Source organism: Nocardia sp. AB354, assembly GCF_049538315.1.
In the GTDB taxonomy this organism is placed as follows: Bacteria; Actinomycetota; Actinomycetes; order Mycobacteriales; family Mycobacteriaceae; genus Nocardia; species Nocardia nova.
On the sequence record NZ_JBMVFU010000026.1, the window covers coordinates 1 to 16,767 of the forward strand.

At 66.9% G+C, this 16,767-nt stretch carries 17 protein-coding genes and 1 pseudogene; 11 read left to right on the top strand and 7 right to left on the bottom strand.

Annotation, left to right across the window (positions count from 1 at the left end):
- Positions 1-179 precede the first annotated feature (179 nt).
- From ACPCUW_RS28700 to ACPCUW_RS28720, 5 genes and pseudogenes are all read right to left on the bottom strand, one after another.
- Positions 180-467: a hypothetical protein gene (locus tag ACPCUW_RS28700; RefSeq protein ID WP_063019648.1), complete on the bottom strand. Its 288-nt coding sequence runs from the start codon at positions 465-467 to the stop codon at positions 180-182.
- 297 nt (positions 468-764) lie between these two features.
- Complete coding sequence (locus tag ACPCUW_RS28705) at positions 765-968, bottom strand: cold-shock protein (RefSeq protein WP_063019649.1); 204 nt, start codon at positions 966-968, stop codon at positions 765-767.
- Positions 969-1,653: 685 nt separating this feature from the next.
- Positions 1,654-1,893 (bottom strand): hypothetical protein, encoded by a 240-nt coding sequence (locus ACPCUW_RS28710; protein ID WP_423428262.1) that lies wholly within the window; start codon positions 1,891-1,893, stop codon positions 1,654-1,656.
- A gap of 29 nt (positions 1,894-1,922) precedes the next feature.
- Positions 1,923-2,186 carry a hypothetical protein gene (locus ACPCUW_RS28715; protein ID WP_423428264.1) on the bottom strand — a complete coding sequence of 88 codons (264 nt, stop codon included), beginning with the start codon at positions 2,184-2,186 and terminating at the stop codon, positions 1,923-1,925.
- An 871-nt stretch (positions 2,187-3,057) separates the two neighbouring features.
- A pseudogene (locus tag ACPCUW_RS28720) lies at positions 3,058-3,264 on the bottom strand (AMP-binding enzyme); the annotation flags it as partial.
- Positions 3,265-3,487: 223 nt separating this feature from the next.
- On the opposite strand from ACPCUW_RS28720, the gene ACPCUW_RS28725 reads away from it, so the two are divergent.
- The 5 genes from ACPCUW_RS28725 to polX all read left to right on the top strand — a co-directional run bounded on the left by ACPCUW_RS28725 (position 3,488) and on the right by polX (position 9,482).
- The gene (locus tag ACPCUW_RS28725) at positions 3,488-4,132 is read left to right on the top strand and encodes a DUF2267 domain-containing protein (RefSeq protein WP_423428265.1); all 645 of its coding nucleotides are present in this window, start codon (positions 3,488-3,490) and stop codon (positions 4,130-4,132) included.
- A 166-nt stretch (positions 4,133-4,298) separates the two neighbouring features.
- On the top strand, positions 4,299-5,627 hold the full coding sequence (locus ACPCUW_RS28730) for a phosphoribosyltransferase family protein (protein WP_423428267.1): 1,329 nt from the start codon (positions 4,299-4,301) through the stop codon (positions 5,625-5,627).
- A 45-nt stretch (positions 5,628-5,672) separates the two neighbouring features.
- Positions 5,673-6,605, top strand: a complete 933-nt coding sequence (locus ACPCUW_RS28735) for a ribose-phosphate diphosphokinase (protein WP_423428268.1) — start codon at positions 5,673-5,675, stop codon at positions 6,603-6,605.
- 255 nt (positions 6,606-6,860) lie between these two features.
- Positions 6,861-7,658, top strand: a complete 798-nt coding sequence (locus ACPCUW_RS28740; RefSeq protein WP_423428270.1) for a ribosome hibernation promotion factor — start codon at positions 6,861-6,863, stop codon at positions 7,656-7,658.
- Between the two features lie 69 nt (positions 7,659-7,727).
- The gene (gene polX, locus ACPCUW_RS28745) at positions 7,728-9,482 is read left to right on the top strand and encodes a DNA polymerase/3'-5' exonuclease PolX (RefSeq protein WP_423428271.1); all 1,755 of its coding nucleotides are present in this window, start codon (positions 7,728-7,730) and stop codon (positions 9,480-9,482) included.
- A gap of 51 nt (positions 9,483-9,533) precedes the next feature.
- Here polX and ftsH read toward each other — a convergent pair whose 3' ends face one another.
- Positions 9,534-11,552: an ATP-dependent zinc metalloprotease FtsH gene (gene ftsH / locus ACPCUW_RS28750; RefSeq protein ID WP_423428272.1), complete on the bottom strand. Its 2,019-nt coding sequence runs from the start codon at positions 11,550-11,552 to the stop codon at positions 9,534-9,536.
- A gap of 39 nt (positions 11,553-11,591) precedes the next feature.
- Entirely contained in the window at positions 11,592-11,867 is a 276-nt protein-coding gene (locus tag ACPCUW_RS28755) for a DUF1918 domain-containing protein (protein ID WP_063910706.1), read from the bottom strand.
- Positions 11,868-12,076: 209 nt separating this feature from the next.
- Between ACPCUW_RS28755 and ACPCUW_RS28760 the strand changes: the two genes are divergently transcribed.
- From ACPCUW_RS28760 to ACPCUW_RS28785, 6 genes are all read left to right on the top strand, one after another.
- Positions 12,077-12,496, top strand: a complete 420-nt coding sequence (locus ACPCUW_RS28760) for a CBS domain-containing protein (RefSeq protein WP_064922986.1) — start codon at positions 12,077-12,079, stop codon at positions 12,494-12,496.
- A 173-nt stretch (positions 12,497-12,669) separates the two neighbouring features.
- Positions 12,670-13,110 carry an IS3 family transposase gene (locus ACPCUW_RS28765; RefSeq protein ID WP_423428378.1) on the top strand — a complete coding sequence of 147 codons (441 nt, stop codon included), beginning with the start codon at positions 12,670-12,672 and terminating at the stop codon, positions 13,108-13,110.
- 254 nt (positions 13,111-13,364) lie between these two features.
- Positions 13,365-13,820: a pyridoxamine 5'-phosphate oxidase family protein gene (locus tag ACPCUW_RS28770; protein WP_218402213.1), complete on the top strand. Its 456-nt coding sequence runs from the start codon at positions 13,365-13,367 to the stop codon at positions 13,818-13,820.
- Positions 13,821-13,877: 57 nt separating this feature from the next.
- Complete coding sequence (locus ACPCUW_RS28775) at positions 13,878-14,873, top strand: NADPH:quinone reductase (protein WP_423428273.1); 996 nt, start codon at positions 13,878-13,880, stop codon at positions 14,871-14,873.
- 164 nt (positions 14,874-15,037) lie between these two features.
- Positions 15,038-15,895 (top strand): MlaE family ABC transporter permease, encoded by an 858-nt coding sequence (locus ACPCUW_RS28780; protein WP_245922460.1) that lies wholly within the window; start codon positions 15,038-15,040, stop codon positions 15,893-15,895.
- The gene (locus tag ACPCUW_RS28785; RefSeq protein WP_423428274.1) at positions 15,895-16,758 is read left to right on the top strand and encodes an ABC transporter permease; all 864 of its coding nucleotides are present in this window, start codon (positions 15,895-15,897) and stop codon (positions 16,756-16,758) included. Before ACPCUW_RS28780 ends, ACPCUW_RS28785 begins: the two co-directional genes overlap by 1 nt.
- The last annotated feature ends 9 nt before the right edge of the window (positions 16,759-16,767 follow it).

Consider the following 16,767-nt stretch of genomic DNA (forward strand, 5'->3'; position numbering starts at 1 on the left):
AACGTCACCTCGGCCCTGGCCCGCACCGGCGAATCGGCCGCCACCATCGAATACGGCACCGGCCAACCACATTCGCCAGGAGTCACCCGCTGGCCGGTCACCTATACCGCCGATAGGCCGCGCATCCAGGCCTGAACTCAGCGTTCAGCGACCTGGGTGGAATTGCGAGGTCGTGCGGATCAGCAGGGCTGAAACGGGTAGCACGGCCGCGCCGGCGCGGCCTCCGTCGTCGGCTGGACTCGTTGTGGCGCCACCGCGGGCGCGGTGCTCACCTGCCCGGGGGTGGTGTCGTCGCCGGTGCGGGTGGTGTGGGCATGGGTGAGAGCCAGCACCACCAGGAGCAGGACCACACCACCCACCAGCGCCCCGAGGACAGCCAGGATCGGCGTGGGCGAGGTGCTGTGATAGCCGTGGACGTGCGGGTTGCGGTAACGGCCCGGTCGGGCACGGCCGCGCCGGGCGCTCACCGCGCCAGCCTGTCGGCGTGGTTCCCGCGTGGTGTGTGTCCCCTGCGGCCGGTCCCCTGCACAGCCTCGATCCCCATGACTGGAAGTATCCCAGCGAGGCGCCCACAGAACCGGCCGCGCCGGGGTCGTACCCGTATCGGTGGCCGCTGCAGCTGCTCACTCCTGCCGTTCAACAGCCACCTACCCGAGTCGGGACGGTCCGCGCCGGTCGGATCCGCCCGGCGTGAGCCGCCGGTGCCGGGTCCGGAAAGCGAGGAAGCCCGCACCATCGGTGCGGGCTTCACTTCTCTGTCGGCTCTAGATCGCGCGGACGCTTTGGGCCTGCGGGCCCTTCTGGCCTTGGCCGACCTCGAACTCGACTCGCTGGCCCTCATCCAGGGACTTGTAGCCGGAGCCGGAAATCTCGGAGTAGTGGACGAAAACGTCGGGGCCGCCCTCGTCTTGGGCGATGAATCCGAAGCCCTTTTCGCCGTTGAACCACTTCACGGTGCCTTGTGACATGTACTTTTCGTAACTTCCTGTTGCGAGCCGGGCGATCACTGCAACAACCCGTACCCGCGCTCCACCATGCCACACCCCATGACTCGGCGGGATGCCCCGCCGAGGCGGACCAGAAAACCTATAGTGGCGACAGTAGACATCCATCGAATGGTGCGATAGCTTCTGTCTTGTCGGAAGCGAAGAAAGTGTCCAGATGGCACGGGAGATGATGAACTGCCCGTGAGAGGAAAGACGGCGGGCGCGGCTGCGGGACCAGCAAGGACGACGGGCTCGCCGCCCGCCGGGCAAGAAATGAAGTGCAACGGAAAGTTGAATTAACCCGTGAGGAGAAGGGAGGAGCTGCCCGTCGGGTCACTCGGAAGAACATGTGGTCCGTGTGATCGCCGACGCTTCGTTACATGTCGGAAGACGTAAGTACATTCCCCCCTTTCAGCGCCCCGGTGTCCCATGGCACCGGGGCGTTTCGGCGTATGGAGGCCGCACGATTTCTGAATCGCCCACCGTGAACGGAGCCGACAATCATCGGCATCGTCGACAACGACCGCACCTGGTGGGGCGACCCGGAAGCCGACTGGCCAATCCTCGTCGAGGTCGGCCGGCGAGATCCGCGGCCGGTCCGCCCATGAATCTCCGACATCACAGATCGAGCCTTCCGGCCCGTTGATGGCTGTCCGAGCCCGCGCAGCTATCCGAGGATGATCGTCAGTCCGATGGTGGCGGCGACAACGGCGGCGACGATGAGGATGGCCGCGACCACCCGCGATGTCATGGGCAGTGCTGCCTGCAGGTGAGCGAGCATGCGATGTCCGGCCTCGGTGGGACAGAGCAACAGCGCGACCGTGAGCGAGGCGACGGGCGCGACCGCGATCACGACGAAGACCGTGGACAGTCCCAGGCGCGAGGCAATGGTCTCGTCGGCCATCATGGCGATGGCGCCGTAGAACGGTGCCGAGGTCAGCGACTGGTCGTCCAGATGATCAGACCGAGCGCGCTGGCCGCGACCGGGTGCAGATCGTGATGCACCGGCAGCGACATCGGTGGGCGGAGGAACCCGCGCACCGACATACCGATGACCAGTAGCGCGACTCCCACCACGATCACGGCAACAGCCGCCGGAGACAGTGAGCCGAGGGCCCGGTGCACAAGCTCCAGGATCACCGTGAACGAGAACACCAGGGTCAGCACCAGCCCGCAGATCCCACCGATCATGAACGACACGGCTGCTCTCGCATACGCCCACCGCGAAGCGCTCGATATCCACACAACAGAAACCGCAAGCAACGCAAGGATATTCGCGGAATCCACCACCGCCAGGATGACCCAACCCAGGTCACTACGTCGAAGATCACAGGCGATATGCCCTGCTGCCCGCGGGACGGCTTGCGCCGCCGGGCAACCGCGGGCTGAGCGCGCTGCCTGGATAAGCGGCAATGCCCGCCGCTGTCACGACACGACGAGCATTGCGCCTATTTGGTTATGCCCGTTCGAGGACGAGCCTGCGTCGGTCAGGCACCACCGAGATCCGACGTTTCACCTCTTGCAGTGGCTCGGGCCGAATCTGCAGACTGAGCCACCGTCTCGAGCAGACACCGGGAGGGTGCCCGGTGCAATCCAGGATCACACCGAGAGCACCACCCGGGAAGTGCCGAAAGTCCACGAGCCTCCACCTGTCGGCCGGCGCCGTCCTCGCCGTCGGCGGTTTGCGTTGTGACCCGCTTTTGTCAGACAGATCCCGAGACTGCCGACCACGACAATCCGGCCGTCTGCAATGCGTGCCCTCCAGATGTCTCGAAACCAAGGTTTCAAGACGGACGACAGTGCACCAGAGCGCACCAAAATGCACCGAAACGCACCAAGCGCACCAGTTCCGGTGCGGCCGGGTCTGGGAAACGATCAACGGCGGTTGGGCACGAGCCCCGACAACCGACCGCATCCGGCCTTCTACCTGTGATCCTCGACCGCCAGCCTCGGCCGTCTCGAATCCAAGGATCCAGGACAGATACGACCGGCCCTGGCCCGGTCAGCAGCACGAGCCCAGAACTGCTGGTGCGGCGGAGCTTCCAGTTCGGTGCAAGCGGGAGAATAACAAACGGAGTTCGGAGGCAAGCTGTTCGTCGACGGTGTGCTCGTTGCCGTTGCGGAGTACGACGAAGGCGGCGATCGCCTGTCCGGTGGTGTCGTCTGCGGTGCCGACGACTGCGGATTGAGCGACTGCCGGGTGGCTGACCAACGCGGATTCCACTTCGGCCGTGGAGATTCGGTGTCCGGAAACGTTCATGACGTCGTCGATGCGGCCCCCAGCCGCTCGTGCGAATCATTGTCGATATTGCCCACATGCCGGGATGCGGCAACGATGCTGATCACAGCAGCCGGCGCCGGGCTCACACGTGGCGGGGCCCAGCGCGCGGGCCATCGCTACCCGGCCGGCATGAACCGGTGGCGGATATACCGCATCGTCGCCTGCTGTGAAGTGACATCGGACCCTTGTTGCGCGCCGCCTGCGGTCCGACGCTGGATGCATGTCATTGCAGCACGATCCCCTGGCACCGGCAGTTCATACCGCCCACGAATGGCTCCGTGCGGTCGCCGACCGGATCGGCACCGAGGACCGCGCCTTCACCTACCGTGTGGTGTGCGCCTGGCTGCACACTGTGCGCGATCGCCTCGATGTCGCGGCATCGGCCCGTCTGACCGCACAATTGCCCGAAATTTTGCGCGGCGTCTACTACGAGGACTGGGTGCCCGGCCATGTACCGGTCCGGCATGGCACCGACGAATTCCTGGCCCAGTTCGCTCATGAAGCCAGGGTCCCCCGCGACCAGGTGCCCGGCCTGGTGGGCGCGGTGACCGAGGTGATGCTGCAACGCTGCTCCTCCGGCCAGTTCGACGGCTTGTTCGCGGTGCTCCCGGCACCGATGAGAGAGCTGTTGCGCGGCTACCCCGAAGGTGCGCGGCACACCGCGAGGCCGGCGGGGTCCGGCGACGGCAGCCGGATGGACGCCCTCGAACACCGCCTGCAACTGCTCGGTGATGCGGTAGCGGTACTCGCCCGCGGCCTCGAGGAGCTACCGACCACCGGCCAGGAGCATCGATCGGCCGCGGCCCAGCAGGCTCACCGCCTCCTCATGCGCGAGCATTTGACCACCCCATCCACCGGACACTGATCGGCTCCGGCGAACCACGGCCACCACGGGAAGGGAACCGAAGCAGCTGCCGCCCGCTGCGGCCGAGGCCGCGAAACAGGCCGCGTCGGTCCACTGCTGAACGGGTGGGCACAGGGCAGGTCGCTGACGACGTGTACACCGTTCCGGATCTCGAGGAGGTGATCTCATGTTGTTCATCGATCGTGGCGACGCCGGTCGACGGCTGGCGGTGCCATTGCAGTCGTTGGACGGTGAGGACATGGTGGTGCTCGGGATCCCCCGCGGCGGCGTTCCGGTGGCATTCGAGGTCGCCACAGCGCTCGGGGCACCGCTCGATGTGATTCCGGTACGCAGGCTCGGCGTGCCACACCAACCCGAACTCGCTTTCGGGGCCATCGGCGAGGATGTCCGCGTCATCAACGAGTTCATCGTCGAGCAAGCGCAACTCACCGTGGACGAGATGACCGAGGTCGAGCATCGCGAGCGGGCGGAAATCACCCGCCGGGCCGCCCGATTCCGGCACGGGCATCCACCGACCCCCGTGGCCGGGCGCACCGCCGTGATCGTCGATGACGGGATGGTCACCGGAGCCAGCGCCCGCGCCGCCTGCCGGATCGCCCGCGCCCACGGCGCAACGAGGGTGGTGCTCGCCGTACCGGTCGCCGCCCGCGAGGCGGTGAACACCCTGAAACGCGAGGCCGACGAGGTGATCTGCCTCGAAACCCCGGCATGGTCGCACACCGTGGGCCAGTGGTACCGCAGCTTCCCGCGGCCCTCCGACGACGACATTGCCGAACTGCTGGACCGCGCGGCCACAGGTGCCCCCGAACCGCCGCACGCCGAGCCCGGACCGCCCCCGCTGCGCGACGACGACGTGCACGTGATCACCGGAAACATCGAACTGCGCGGGCATCTCACCATCCCCGCCGACCCGATCGGCTTGGTCGTATTCGCGCACCCCAGCGGAAGTAGCCGCCACAGCCCCCGCAACCGCTACCTCGCCGCAGTACTCCAGCAGGAGGGACTCGGCACCCTGCTGTTCGACCTGCTCACCCCGGACGAGGAGATTCACCGAGCCCGGGTTTTCGATATCGACCTGCTCGCGGACCGACTGGTGGACGTCACCGACTGGCTCACCCACCAACCACACACCGAGGGCCTGAGGATCGCGTACTTCGGAACCGACACCGGGACTGCGGCAGCGCTGCGGGCGACTACCGACCCCCGGGTCGACATCGCCACGGTGGTATCCCGAAGCGGCCGGCCCGACCTGGCTCGCGACGCCATGACGCGGGTGCGGACACCTACCCTGCTCATCGCCGGTGGCGATGATCCGCTCACCTTGAAGTCGAACCAGCGGGCGCAAGCGACGATGTCGTGCGCGAGCACAGTCACGGTGGTGCCCGGCGCCGACCATCTGTTCACGCAACCGGATGCACTGGAGAGCGTCGCCGACCTCGCCCGGGGCTGGTCCGTGGCCCACCTGCGGATGAGCCGGCCATCCGAACATATCTGAGAACGATGCAGGACAGACCGCGACCGGGAAGGACACGACGCGATCATGACCACGCTGCGCATCATCACGGGCAGTGCGAATCCGGAGTTGGCCGGTGCACTCGCGAACCTGCTGGGCGTGGGCCCGCCCGACACCGTGCTGGAACGGTTTCCCGACGGCGAACTGCTCCCGACCGTCGAGAACGTCGGCGGCAGCGACGTGTACCTGGTGCAACCGACCCCGCCGCCGGTCAACGACCACCTCGCGGAATTGCTGCTGCTGCTCGACGCCTGCCGCCGTGCCCACGCGGCGCGGGTGACGGCGGTCATGCCCTACCTCGGCTACGCCCGCCAGGACCGACGCATCCGTGCCGGGCAAGCCGTTGGAGTCGCGGTGTTCACCCGGGCCATCGCCGCCGCGGGTGCGGACCGCCTGGTGGTCGTGGATCCGCATACATCGGCCCTGGAGGCGATCTGCCCTGTTCCGGTCGAGATACTCACCGCCGTGCCCGTCCTGGGCCGCGAGATCGCCCTGTCGGACCGTGTGGTCGTCGCGCCCGACGAGGGCGCGGTGAAACTGGCCGAGCGCTATGCCCAAGTGTCGCCGAACCCTCTTGCTGTGGTGCGCAAACGCCGCCTGAGCGGCACCGAGGTCACCGCACTCGAGCTGATCGGCGACGTGCGGGGCCGGTTGCCGGTGATCGTCGACGACATGATCTCCACCGGCGCCACGATCAGCACCGCGCTCGGGCTGCTACGCAGTCGCCACGCCGCACCCGACGTCACCGTCGCGGCCACGCACGGCGTGTTCACCCACGGCGCGGTGGGCCACCTGCGTCGATTCGGCCTGAAACGCATACTCCTCACCGACACCGTCGCCCACCGCGACCTCCCACCCGAATTCGAGGTGTGCTCGATCGCGCCGCTACTCGCCGACGCCGTCGCAGCCCTGCACAACGACGAACCTCTTCCCACATCGGCACGCGCAACCGCAAGGTAGTCCACCCGCCACGGGAGACTTCGGTCCCGCACCAGGGGCGGGCTGCCGCAGGTCTTCCCCGCATACCTCACCGGTCAGGACTTCGGTGGGCAGGACCGAGGAACTTCGCCCCTGGCCGGACACCAGCTCCGCACGATGTGCTGGAAGTGCGAGCCGAGCCGAAGGAGTTCCGACAAGTCCTCGGTCGGTCTCGTCGAGCACTGATCGCCACCGCCATCCGATACGGACTTCATGAGACAAAGGCAGGTTGCAGACATGAGGGGTCCACGAGCAACGAGCACCGATTCCCTGCTGCAGGTTTCGAGCGGCCACCACGTTTCGGCCGGCGCGGCCGACTACGCGCGCGAAAAGATCGGCCACGCACTCACTTTCGCTCCCGAGCCGATCTTGTCCGCACGCGTTCGCCTGAGCGAGCGCGCGGATCCCGCGGCCACGAGACCGAGCATCGCCCAGGCCAACGTGAATGTGAACGGACACGGAATACGAGTTCAGGTCACCGCCGACACCGTCCGGGAAGCGATCGACCTGCTCGAGGCCCGGTTGAAGGAGCGATTCGAACGCCTGGCCCGGCATTGGGAAGGCATTCGCGGCCGGCAACCGAAGCCGGACCCGCACGAATGGCGGCACGACGCCCCACCCCGCACCCCTCTTCCCTACTTCCCGCGCCCGGCCGAAGAACGCGAGGTGGTGCGGCACAAGTCGTATGCGCTGGCCGACGAGACGTGTGACGAAGCCGCCTTCGATATGGAGATGACGGACTACGACTTCCACCTGTTCACCGAGTCCGGCAGCGGCGTCGACAGCGTGCTCTACCGCAGCGGCGACGGCTACCGACTCGCTCAGGTGGACCCGCGGCCCGACAGCGTCACACGCGGCAGCGTACCGATCACGCTCAGCCCGGCACCCCCGCCGGTGACGACGACCACCGGCGCCATCGAACGCCTCGAGCTCACCGGGTGGCCGTTCGTGTTCTTCACCGACCAGGACCGTCACCGCGGCTGCATCCTCTACCACCGCTACGACGGTCACTATGGACTACTCACCGCCGAATGAACACAGATGGCGCAGCCCGGCCGGCGGAACAGGCACGTCGATGACCCGGGTTCGCGGCAGGAGGCTGTCATGCGGTCGAACGATGTTGCCGCACAACAATTGCGGGAGATTGCGGATCTGATCGCGATCTCCGGCGGCGATCGGTACCGGGTGCGGTCCTACGAGAAAGCAGCCCGCGCGGTGGCCGGTTGTCCCGTCGAACTCGATACGCTGGACCGCAAGGGCCTGCTGGCCATCGCCGATGTCGGTGCCCACACCGCCGACCGGTTGCTGGAGTTGCGCCGTACCGGCCACATCGCCGATCTCGACGAATTGCACGCTCAGCTGCCCGCGGGCCTGCGCGCTCTGCTCGGTGTTCCCGGGCTCGGACCCAAACGGGCACACCAGGTGTACCAGGAACTGGGCATATCGTCGATGCCCGAGCTGGTGACCGCCCTGCATGCCGGCGATTTGGCCCGGCTGAAGGGATGGGGTGAGATCAGTGAGCGCAATCTCGCGCGTGCTATCCGGAGCATGCGCGAAACCGGGCAGCGCACCCCGATAGCGGTCGCGCTCGACCTTGCCGAGGACCTCCTCGCCCGGCTGTCGGCCATGCCGGGGGTGTGTCGCGCCGCCTACGCAGGGTCACTGCGTCGCATGCGCGACACCGTGGGTGACGTCGATCTGCTGGCGGCGGCCGACGCGGCCGACGCGCCTGAGGTCATGAACCGGTTCTGCGGCCTGTCGTTGACCGATCGGGTGCTAGCGCACGGTCCGACGAAGTCGTCGGTGGTTACCACCGCGGGTATTCAGGTGGATCTACGGGTGGTTCCCGACGACACGTGGGGGGCCGCGCTGCTGTATTTCACCGGGTCCAAGGCCCATAACATCCGCATTCGCGAACGCGCCGTGCACGCCGGATACAAACTCAGCGAGTACGGGCTGTTCCGGGTCGACGACGATCGGCTGGTGGCCGCCGGTACCGAGGAGGAGATCTATGCCGCCCTCGGACTGCCGTGGATTCCACCCACCCTGCGCGAGGACCGCGGAGAGGTGGAGGCCGCGGCCGCGGGCGGGCTGCCCGAACTGGTGCGGGTCTGCGATATCGTCGGCGATCTGCACGTCCACACCGACCTCACCGACGGCCTGGCCTCGGCCGCCGACATGGTCGCCGCGGCCGCGGCGCGCGGCTATCAATACTGTGCCATCACCGATCACGCCCCGGCGCTGGCGATGCAGCGCATGACCCGCGCCAAGGCCCTGGCTCAACGCGCCGAATTACGCCCGCTCGCACAACATTCCGGCATCGCCGTGCTCCACGGTTCGGAGTTGAACATCGCCGCCGACGGCAGTCTCGACTGGGACGACGAGTTCCTGTCCGGATTCGACGTGCTCGTCGCCTCGCTGCACTCTCATTTCGACCAGCCGCCCGACGTGCTCACCCGCCGGCTGATCACCGCGATGGAAAATCCGTACGTCAAGATCATCGGTCATCCCACTACTCGCATCCTCGGCCGCCGGCCGCCGGTCGAGTTCGATGCCGATGCGGTATTCGCCGCAGCCGCCCGTACCGGAACGGCATTGGAGATCAACGCGTTTCCCGACCGGCTCGACCTCGACGACGAACTGGCCCGCCGGGCTCGCCGGTACGGGGTGGTGTTCGCCATCGACACCGACGCCCACGCCGTCCGCCATTTCGACCACATCCGCTTCGGAGTGGCCACCGCCCAGCGCGGCTGGGTGGAGCGCGACCAAGTGATCAACACCTGGCCCCTGGATCGGCTGCGTCGCTTCCTCAGGATCGCGCGCGGGCAGCGCTCGACGGCAGGGGCGAATGGCATCTGAAATCCGACCTCGGTCACCTGACCCGAGCCGACCGTCGGCGCCATGGACTGCTCACCGGGTCGTCCGCGAGCCGCCGAGGCCGGGGATGGTGCGGCCATCTCTCGGGAGCTCCGGCTCTGCGACGGCCGGACGGACGCCAGGATGTGGCGCAACCGTGGCGGCGGGAACGGGTTCGCAGCGGTCGGTCGGGACAGCGATTCCCAACAGGTCGTAAACCTTTGCGCCGTCGACGGTTTCGTATTCCAACAGCAGGTCGACCAGACGTTGAAGCACGTCGCGCTGGGACTCGAGCAGGTCGATGGCGCGATGCTCCGCCTCACGCAGCAAGCGTGCGACGTCGGTGTCCACCATCGCCTGCGTGGCTTCGGCAAACGGCCGGCTCGACATCTGTGTTCCGCTGCCGCCGAGAAAGACCGATCCGCCCCGGGGGTATCCGACCGGGCCCAGGACCGGGGACAGCCCGAACTCGCGCACCATCTTTGTAGCGAGTTCCGTTGCCTGGGCCAGATCGTTCGCGGCTCCGGTGGATCCTTGACCGAAAACGGTCAATTCGGCGGCTCGGCCGCCCAGCCGTACGGCGAGGGTGTCGACAAGGTAGTCCTCGCTGTAGAGATGGCGTTCGACCAGCGGTAGCTGTTCGGTCGTGCCGAGTGTCTGCCCGGCCGGAAGGATCGTCACCTTCGCGATGGGGTCCGCGTGTGGGCACAGCGCGGCAATCAGGGCATGGCCTGCCTCATGGACTGCCACGGCGTGCTTCTCGCTGGGCAGCAACACATTCGATCCCTCGCGGCGGCCGAGCAGAATCCGGTCGCGGGCGGTGTCGAAGTCGAGGGCTCGGATCGTATATCGATCGTCGCGGACTGCGCAGATCGCGGCCTCGTTGGCCAGGTTGGCCAGATCGGCGCCGGAGAACCCCGGGGTGCTGCGCGCCACGCGCTGCAAATCGACGTCGGATTCGAGGTGTTTACCGCGGCAGTGAACTCCCAGAATCGCTGCCCGTTCTTGCAACGTCGGCAACGGGATCGTCACCTGCCGATCGAAGCGGCCCGGTCGCAGCAGCGCCGGATCGAGAATTTCGGGTCTGTTGGTCGCCGCCAGCACGACGATGCCGACAGCAGGATCGAACCCGTCCATCTCCGCCAACAGCTGATTGAGGGTTTGTTCGCGTTCGTCGTTTGCTACCGCCGTCGCGGATCCCCGCCGGGACCCGATCGCGTCGATCTCGTCGACGAACACGATCGCTGGGGCTCGTTTGCGGGCTTCGGCGAACAGATCTCGAACCCGGGCCGCGCCGACGCCCACGAACATCTCGACGAAACTCGAACCGACCACCGAGAGAAAAGGGACATCGGCTTCACCGGCCACCGCGCGCGCCAAGAGGGTCTTGCCGGTACCGGGCGGGCCGATCATCAGGACTCCCCGCGGCGCTACCGCTCCGGCGCGCCGATATCGCTGTGGCGCCTTCAGGAAATCGACTACCTCGGCGATCTCTGTTTTGGCGCCCGTATAGCCCGCGACATCGGCAAATGTGGTTCCCGGCCGCTCGGTATCGAACACCTTGGCTTTCGACTTCCCGACGCCCATCGTGGTGCCGAGTTGACTCGAGGCCTGGCTTCCGGCCCGCCGGAGCCACCAGAACAGCAGCAGGAAGGGTGCGATCATCAGCACCCACGTCAACACTTGCGATGCCCCGGAGCGGCTGGCGGCCGGAGGTGATGCGCTCACCGAAACCCCCGCCTTCTCCAGGCGGTCCAGCAGTTGCGGCCCGGCCTGAGCGGGAATGACGGTGGTGTAGTCGTGGCCGTCGCCCAGCGTGCCCGAGGCCCGTCCGGACGACTGGAGCGTGACAGTCTTGATCTGATGTGCATCGATATCCGAGACGAACTCGCTGTAGCCGAGCTGATGCGGAGACGGCTTCGATTTCTCCAGTCCGGGCAGCCATATCGACGCCACCAGCACGGCGACGAGCGCACCGACCGGGACGAGCCACCACAGCCACGCTTTGCCCGACCGCGGCGGCACCTCCGCCGGCGGGGTCCCCGCCGGCGGACCGCTCGCGCGTCTACTCATGAGGCCTCCTGGCCATGCGTGCCTCTGTGCGCGCTGCCATCAATGTCGCGGTCCGGCGCCGTGTGCGCCCGGCACGTGCTGCATGGACGAATAGCGTTCCGCCGCAACAGTTTCCTGCTTGCGCAGTTGCTCAACGGTCAGAACGTAGGCATCTGTACTGGGGAAGAACAGCGCTCGGTGGCCGGTATCGGTCCAGTGCACGAGGTACGGAGGCGCTCCCTCACTCCCGTGCACCTCCTCGATCAACCCGTGGCGTACCGCGCCACCTACCTCATGCCCCTCCACGACCAGCCAATCTCCGGGCTTCGCATACATCTGCTCGCACCTCCTCACCGACGATCATGGTCATTCGGAGGGTCTGCCAACAGGGTCGTTGGGCCCACACCGCCCACCACACCCGAGACCGACCCGTCCGGCCGCCGGGCACCTGCCGCGTGGGGGAGGCCGGGGACCTTTGCCCCTTACGGTCACGTACCGGCGGGGCGATGGTGAGAAGGATCGAAATGGCCGAACAGGAGGACGAGATGACAACTGCGAGACAGATCATGCACTCGGGTGCCACCTGGATGTCACGTGCGAACACGGTCGAGGACGCGGCCCGCACGATGCGGGAACTCGACGTGGGAGTGTTGCCGATCAGCGATGAGCACGAGCGGCTGTGCGGAATCGTCACCGACCGCGACATCGTCGTGAAATGCCTTGCCCTGGGCCATGACCCGGCGACGACGACATGCGCCGATCTCTGCGAAGGAACTCCCCGCTGGATCGACGCCGACGCCGACGCGCGCGACGTTCTCAAAGAGCTGGAAGAGCACCAGATCAAACGGCTGCCGGTCATCGAGAACAAACGGCTGGTCGGCATGATCAGCGAAGCTGACATCGCACGACACCTCCAGGACGAAGAAATCGCGGAGTACGTGGAGCGGGTGTACGCGCACGGCTGATCACGCCGCGACGGCAAAACACCGCCGTTACCCGCGTCACCGTACTGTTGTCTGCCGACACCGATGCCTGGCGACGGTCGCTGGATCGTCGCCAGTAGCATGCCGCGATCGGGCCCCCGGTCAACGTTCTACGACCACCGGAACAGACTCTCCGCGCGGATCGGCATGCCGAACTGAAAGAAGCCATCCGTCAAACCTTTGAAGACGCAAGACGCGCATTCGGGCACCGGCGCATCCTGGCGAGCCTGCTCCGTCGCGGATGGCGGGTGTCGAAGAAGACCGTTCTGACACTGATGCGCACGCTCGGCCTGCAATGCCCTGTGCGCCGCCGACGGAGATACAACTCCTTCCGGGGCGAGGTCGGCCAGGCGGCCGACAACGTGCTGAACCGCCAGTTCACCGCAGCGGCCGAGCACACCAAGTGGGTCACGGACGTGACCGAGTTCGCGGTCGGGGCCTCCGAGGTGTATGTCTCGCCAGTCCTCGACCTCTATGACAACCAGGTCATCTCTGCCGCGGCCGGGCCGTCACCGAGCGTGAAGATTTCCAAGGTCCGACTTTCGGGGCCCATTCCACTTCTGCGTCAGTACCTCCCGAAGGCCTCCGACCTGTAGGTCCATAGCCCCGAGGACTTGCTCGTGGTCGAACATCGCATCAAGACCCGTCCATGCCGGGTCCTCGGGTGGCGAACCGCAACGGAGGGCTTCGAAACCGAACTGGCAGGACGAAATCCGTCATTGTGTTGCGGTGTTCGCGCGCTCGAACACATTGCTGCGGGAATCCGGCCCACGTCGCGGTGCACCCGTCGCGGAGGTTGTGACGAGAGCGGGCTCGGATTCGCCGGCAGGTCCGGGGGTAGGCACGGGACATGGGTGTCATCGACGAGGACATGCGCTCGATCGTGGACAGCGCCAAACTCGGGTTCGTCGCCACGGTGTGCGCGGACGGATCACCGAACCTTTCCCCGAAGGGAACCGTGCGGGTGTACGACGACGACCATCTGGTGTTCCTGAATCAGGCATCGCCGGGCACGGTCGCCAACTTGCGGCGTGATCCCCGACTGGAGATCAACGTGGTCGACTTCCTCAAACGACGCGGCTACCGGTTCAAGGGAACCGCCGAATTCCACGGCCCCGGCAGCCCGGTGTTCGAGTGGATTCACGACTGGTTGCTCGCCACACAGGGACCGGGATATCCCGCGATCGAAGCGGTACTGGTGACCGTGGACCGCGCCCTGCCGGTGGACTCGCCGGCCTACCAGTTCGGGCATGCCACGGAGTCCGAGCTGCGGGCGGCCTGGGCCGCAACGTACGGGATCGAGTAAGTCTCGGGGCCGTGACCGCCGTGTCGGCGCCTCATCGGCCGAAAGGAGGCAGGCACGATGGCCGGGATTCCGGACGTGATGGACGCGGCCTACGTGGAGGCGCTCGGCCCGGCCGATGCGATCTGCTACGGACGGTTGCCCGTCCCGCGCATCGGACCCACCGATGTGCTGGTGGCCGTCCACGCGGTCACGGTCGACCCGGTGGACACGTTCGTGCGGTCGGGGGCGTATGCGACGCCGACTCCCTTCCCGTTCATCATCGGCCGCGACCTGGTCGGAAACGTCGCGGCGGTCGGCGACGGGGTAGCCGGTTATGCGGTCGGGGACGCGGTGTGGTGCAACAGTCTGGGCCACGGTGGCCGGCAGGGGTCGTTCGCGCAGTATGCGGTTGTCCCGGTCGACCGGCTGTACCACCTGCCCGGCGGGGTGGATCCGGTCCAGGCGGTCGGTGTCGCACATCCGGCTGCCACGGCATGGTTGGGGCTGTTCCGGCACGCTCGGCTCGGGCTGGGAGACACCGTATATATCGGCGGCGGTGCCGGAAACGTGGGCGATGCCGCGGTCCGCCTGGCGCGCGCGGCCGGCGCCCGGGTGATCGCGTCCGCCTCCGGGAACGGGCTCGAGCGTGTCCGCGATGCGGGGGCCGCTGTGGTGGTCGACTACCGGGACCCCGACATGGCCGAGCAGATCCGGGCGGCGGCGCCCGAGGGGTTGGACGTGTATTGGGACACCTCGGGTCATCACGATATCGACGTCGCGGTCGTGTTGCTGGCCCGCGGGGGCCGGCTCCTGCTGACAGCGGCCGGACCGCAGGCGCGGGTGCCGCTACCCGTCGACCGCGTCTACACCCACGACATCACCCTGGCTGGGTTCGTGATCAGCAACGCCGCCGTCACCGACCTGGCCGCCGCCGCGACCGTGCTCAACCGGAAGCTCGCCGACCGAACCCTGACCGCACGGATCGCCGACATGATGCCCCTGGCGCGAGCAGCCGAAGCACACCACCGTCTCGAAAAGGGTGGCGTCGGCGGCCGGCTCATCCTGATGCCATGACGAGGAACCGAGGAGCGGGCAAGCTGACCGGGGCTCACGGGCGGGGGTAGCCAGGACCATGCCGGTTCGCTACTATGACCGCCGTCACAGAAAAAATAATGAAGCACTAATTTGTTTCGCCGGGATCGAGTCAGCGCGGTTCGTTCGCTGAGTACAGGAAAGAAATGTCCACGGTTACAGAAGCGATGCCGCCCGTCGCTGAGCGCCCTTCGCTCCGTCGCATCGTCGGGGAGAACTTTTCCGAGACCGCCGTCTCGGCGCTGCGGACCTTCGGCCGGACGGTCGAGCTGGGATGGCAGGCCACGTCCGGTGCGGTGGGTGATGTCCCACGCTTGCGCTTTCAGTGGCGTGAAAGCCTTTATCAGGGTTGGTATTTCATCTCGGTGACGGCCTTGCCCGCCATCTTGATGGCGATCCCGTTCGGCGTCATCGTCTCGGTCCAGGTCGGCAATCTGATCCATCAGCTGGGTGCGGATTCGCTCATCGGCGCGGCCGGTGGACTGGGAGTGATCAAACAGGGTGCGCCGGTCGCTACCGGTCTGCTGCTCGGCGGCGCCGGGGCGGCGGCGATCGCGGCCGACCTCGGGGCGCGGACCATCAGGGAAGAGATCGACGCTCTGCGGGTGATGGGCGTCGATCCGGTACACCGGCTGGTGATTCCGCGGGTCGTCGCGATGGTGCTGATCGCGCCGCTGCTCAATATCCTGATCATCTTCGTGGGTGTCGCCGCCGGATACTTCGTGGCGGTGACCGCGCAGGGGGTGACCTCCGGTAGTTACTGGCTGACCTTCGGGTCGTTCACCGTCGTCGCGGATGTCTTTGTGTCACTGGCGAAATCGGCGCTGTTCGGCCTGCTGGTCGCCGTCATCGCGTGCCAGCGTGGTCTGGAGGCCAGAGGCGGCCCGCGCGGCGTCGCCGACGGCGTGAACGCCGCGGTCGTGCTGTCGGTAGTGGCGCTGGTGCTGGTGAACCTGGTGATCACCCAGCTCACCGCGATGTTCCTGCCGGTGAGGTTCGCCTGATGGTCGTGACTTCCTACACGCCGCTCGGGCTGGGCCATATCGTGCGTTTCGCGCGATCGCGGCATCTGTCGTCCCCGGTCGAGAATCTCGGTTTCGCGGCCGAGTTCGTCTGGCAGGTCCTGACGTCGATTCCCTTGGCGGCCCGTCATTACCGGGCCCAGACGATGCGTGCTATCACCGATATGACCTGGGGGAACGGTTCGATCATCGTGGGCGGCGGCACTGTTCCGATGCTGATCGTGCTCGGCCTGGCGATGGGAGCCGGGACGGGCATCGAATCGTTCGCCACGCTCGACATGCTGGGTATGGGTCCGCTGACCGGCATCATCTCCTCGTTCGCCAACACCCGGGAACTGGCCCCGATCGCCGCCGGCATCGGATTCGCCGCACAAGCCGGCTGCCGGATGACCGCGGAGATCGGCGCCATGCGCATCTCCGAAGAGATCGACGCATTGGAATCGCTGGGCCTGCGCTCGATTCCGTTCGTGGTCAGCACGCGAGTGATCGCGGGCGCGGTGGCGGTGGTGCCGACATTCCTGGTCGCTCTCATCCTCGGCTACCTCTCGTGCCAGACGGTGATCGTCACCCTGCACGGCCAAGCCTCCGGGGTGTACGAGCACTACTTCTTCCAATTCGTCAGCGGCTGGGACGTCGTCGCCGCGACCGTCAAGGTACTGGTGTTCGCCACCGCGGTCATCCTGATCCATTGTTATCAAGGCTTTTTCGCCGGCGGCGGGCCCGAAGGCGTGGGTATCGCCTCCGGCCGCGCGGTGCGGGCGAGCTTCGTCGCGGTGATCGCGCTGGACATGGTGCTCAGCATCGTGCTGTGGGGCGTGCACTCGTCGATCGAGTTCACGGGGTAGGGCGGATGC

Coding starts and splice junctions, on each gene's coding strand:
- ACPCUW_RS28730 (WP_423428267.1), top strand. CDS start 4,299: ATGTTGTTCATCGATCGTGGCGACGCCGGTCGACGGCTGGCGGTGCCA.
- ACPCUW_RS28780 (WP_245922460.1), top strand. CDS start 15,038: ATGTCCACGGTTACAGAAGCGATGCCGCCCGTCGCTGAGCGCCCTTCG.
- ACPCUW_RS28740 (WP_423428270.1), top strand. CDS start 6,861: ATGAGGGGTCCACGAGCAACGAGCACCGATTCCCTGCTGCAGGTTTCG.
- ACPCUW_RS28755 (WP_063910706.1), bottom strand. CDS start 11,867: ATGTATGCGAAGCCCGGAGATTGGCTGGTCGTGGAGGGGCATGAGGTA.
- ACPCUW_RS28735 (WP_423428268.1), top strand. CDS start 5,673: ATGACCACGCTGCGCATCATCACGGGCAGTGCGAATCCGGAGTTGGCC.
- ACPCUW_RS28760 (WP_064922986.1), top strand. CDS start 12,077: ATGACAACTGCGAGACAGATCATGCACTCGGGTGCCACCTGGATGTCA.
- ACPCUW_RS28725 (WP_423428265.1), top strand. CDS start 3,488: ATGTCATTGCAGCACGATCCCCTGGCACCGGCAGTTCATACCGCCCAC.
- ACPCUW_RS28785 (WP_423428274.1), top strand. CDS start 15,895: ATGGTCGTGACTTCCTACACGCCGCTCGGGCTGGGCCATATCGTGCGT.
- ACPCUW_RS28770 (WP_218402213.1), top strand. CDS start 13,365: ATGGGTGTCATCGACGAGGACATGCGCTCGATCGTGGACAGCGCCAAA.
- ACPCUW_RS28705 (WP_063019649.1), bottom strand. CDS start 968: ATGTCACAAGGCACCGTGAAGTGGTTCAACGGCGAAAAGGGCTTCGGA.
- ACPCUW_RS28775 (WP_423428273.1), top strand. CDS start 13,878: ATGGCCGGGATTCCGGACGTGATGGACGCGGCCTACGTGGAGGCGCTC.
- ACPCUW_RS28710 (WP_423428262.1), bottom strand. CDS start 1,893: ATGATGGCCGACGAGACCATTGCCTCGCGCCTGGGACTGTCCACGGTC.
- ftsH (WP_423428272.1), bottom strand. CDS start 11,552: ATGAGTAGACGCGCGAGCGGTCCGCCGGCGGGGACCCCGCCGGCGGAG.
- polX (WP_423428271.1), top strand. CDS start 7,728: ATGCGGTCGAACGATGTTGCCGCACAACAATTGCGGGAGATTGCGGAT.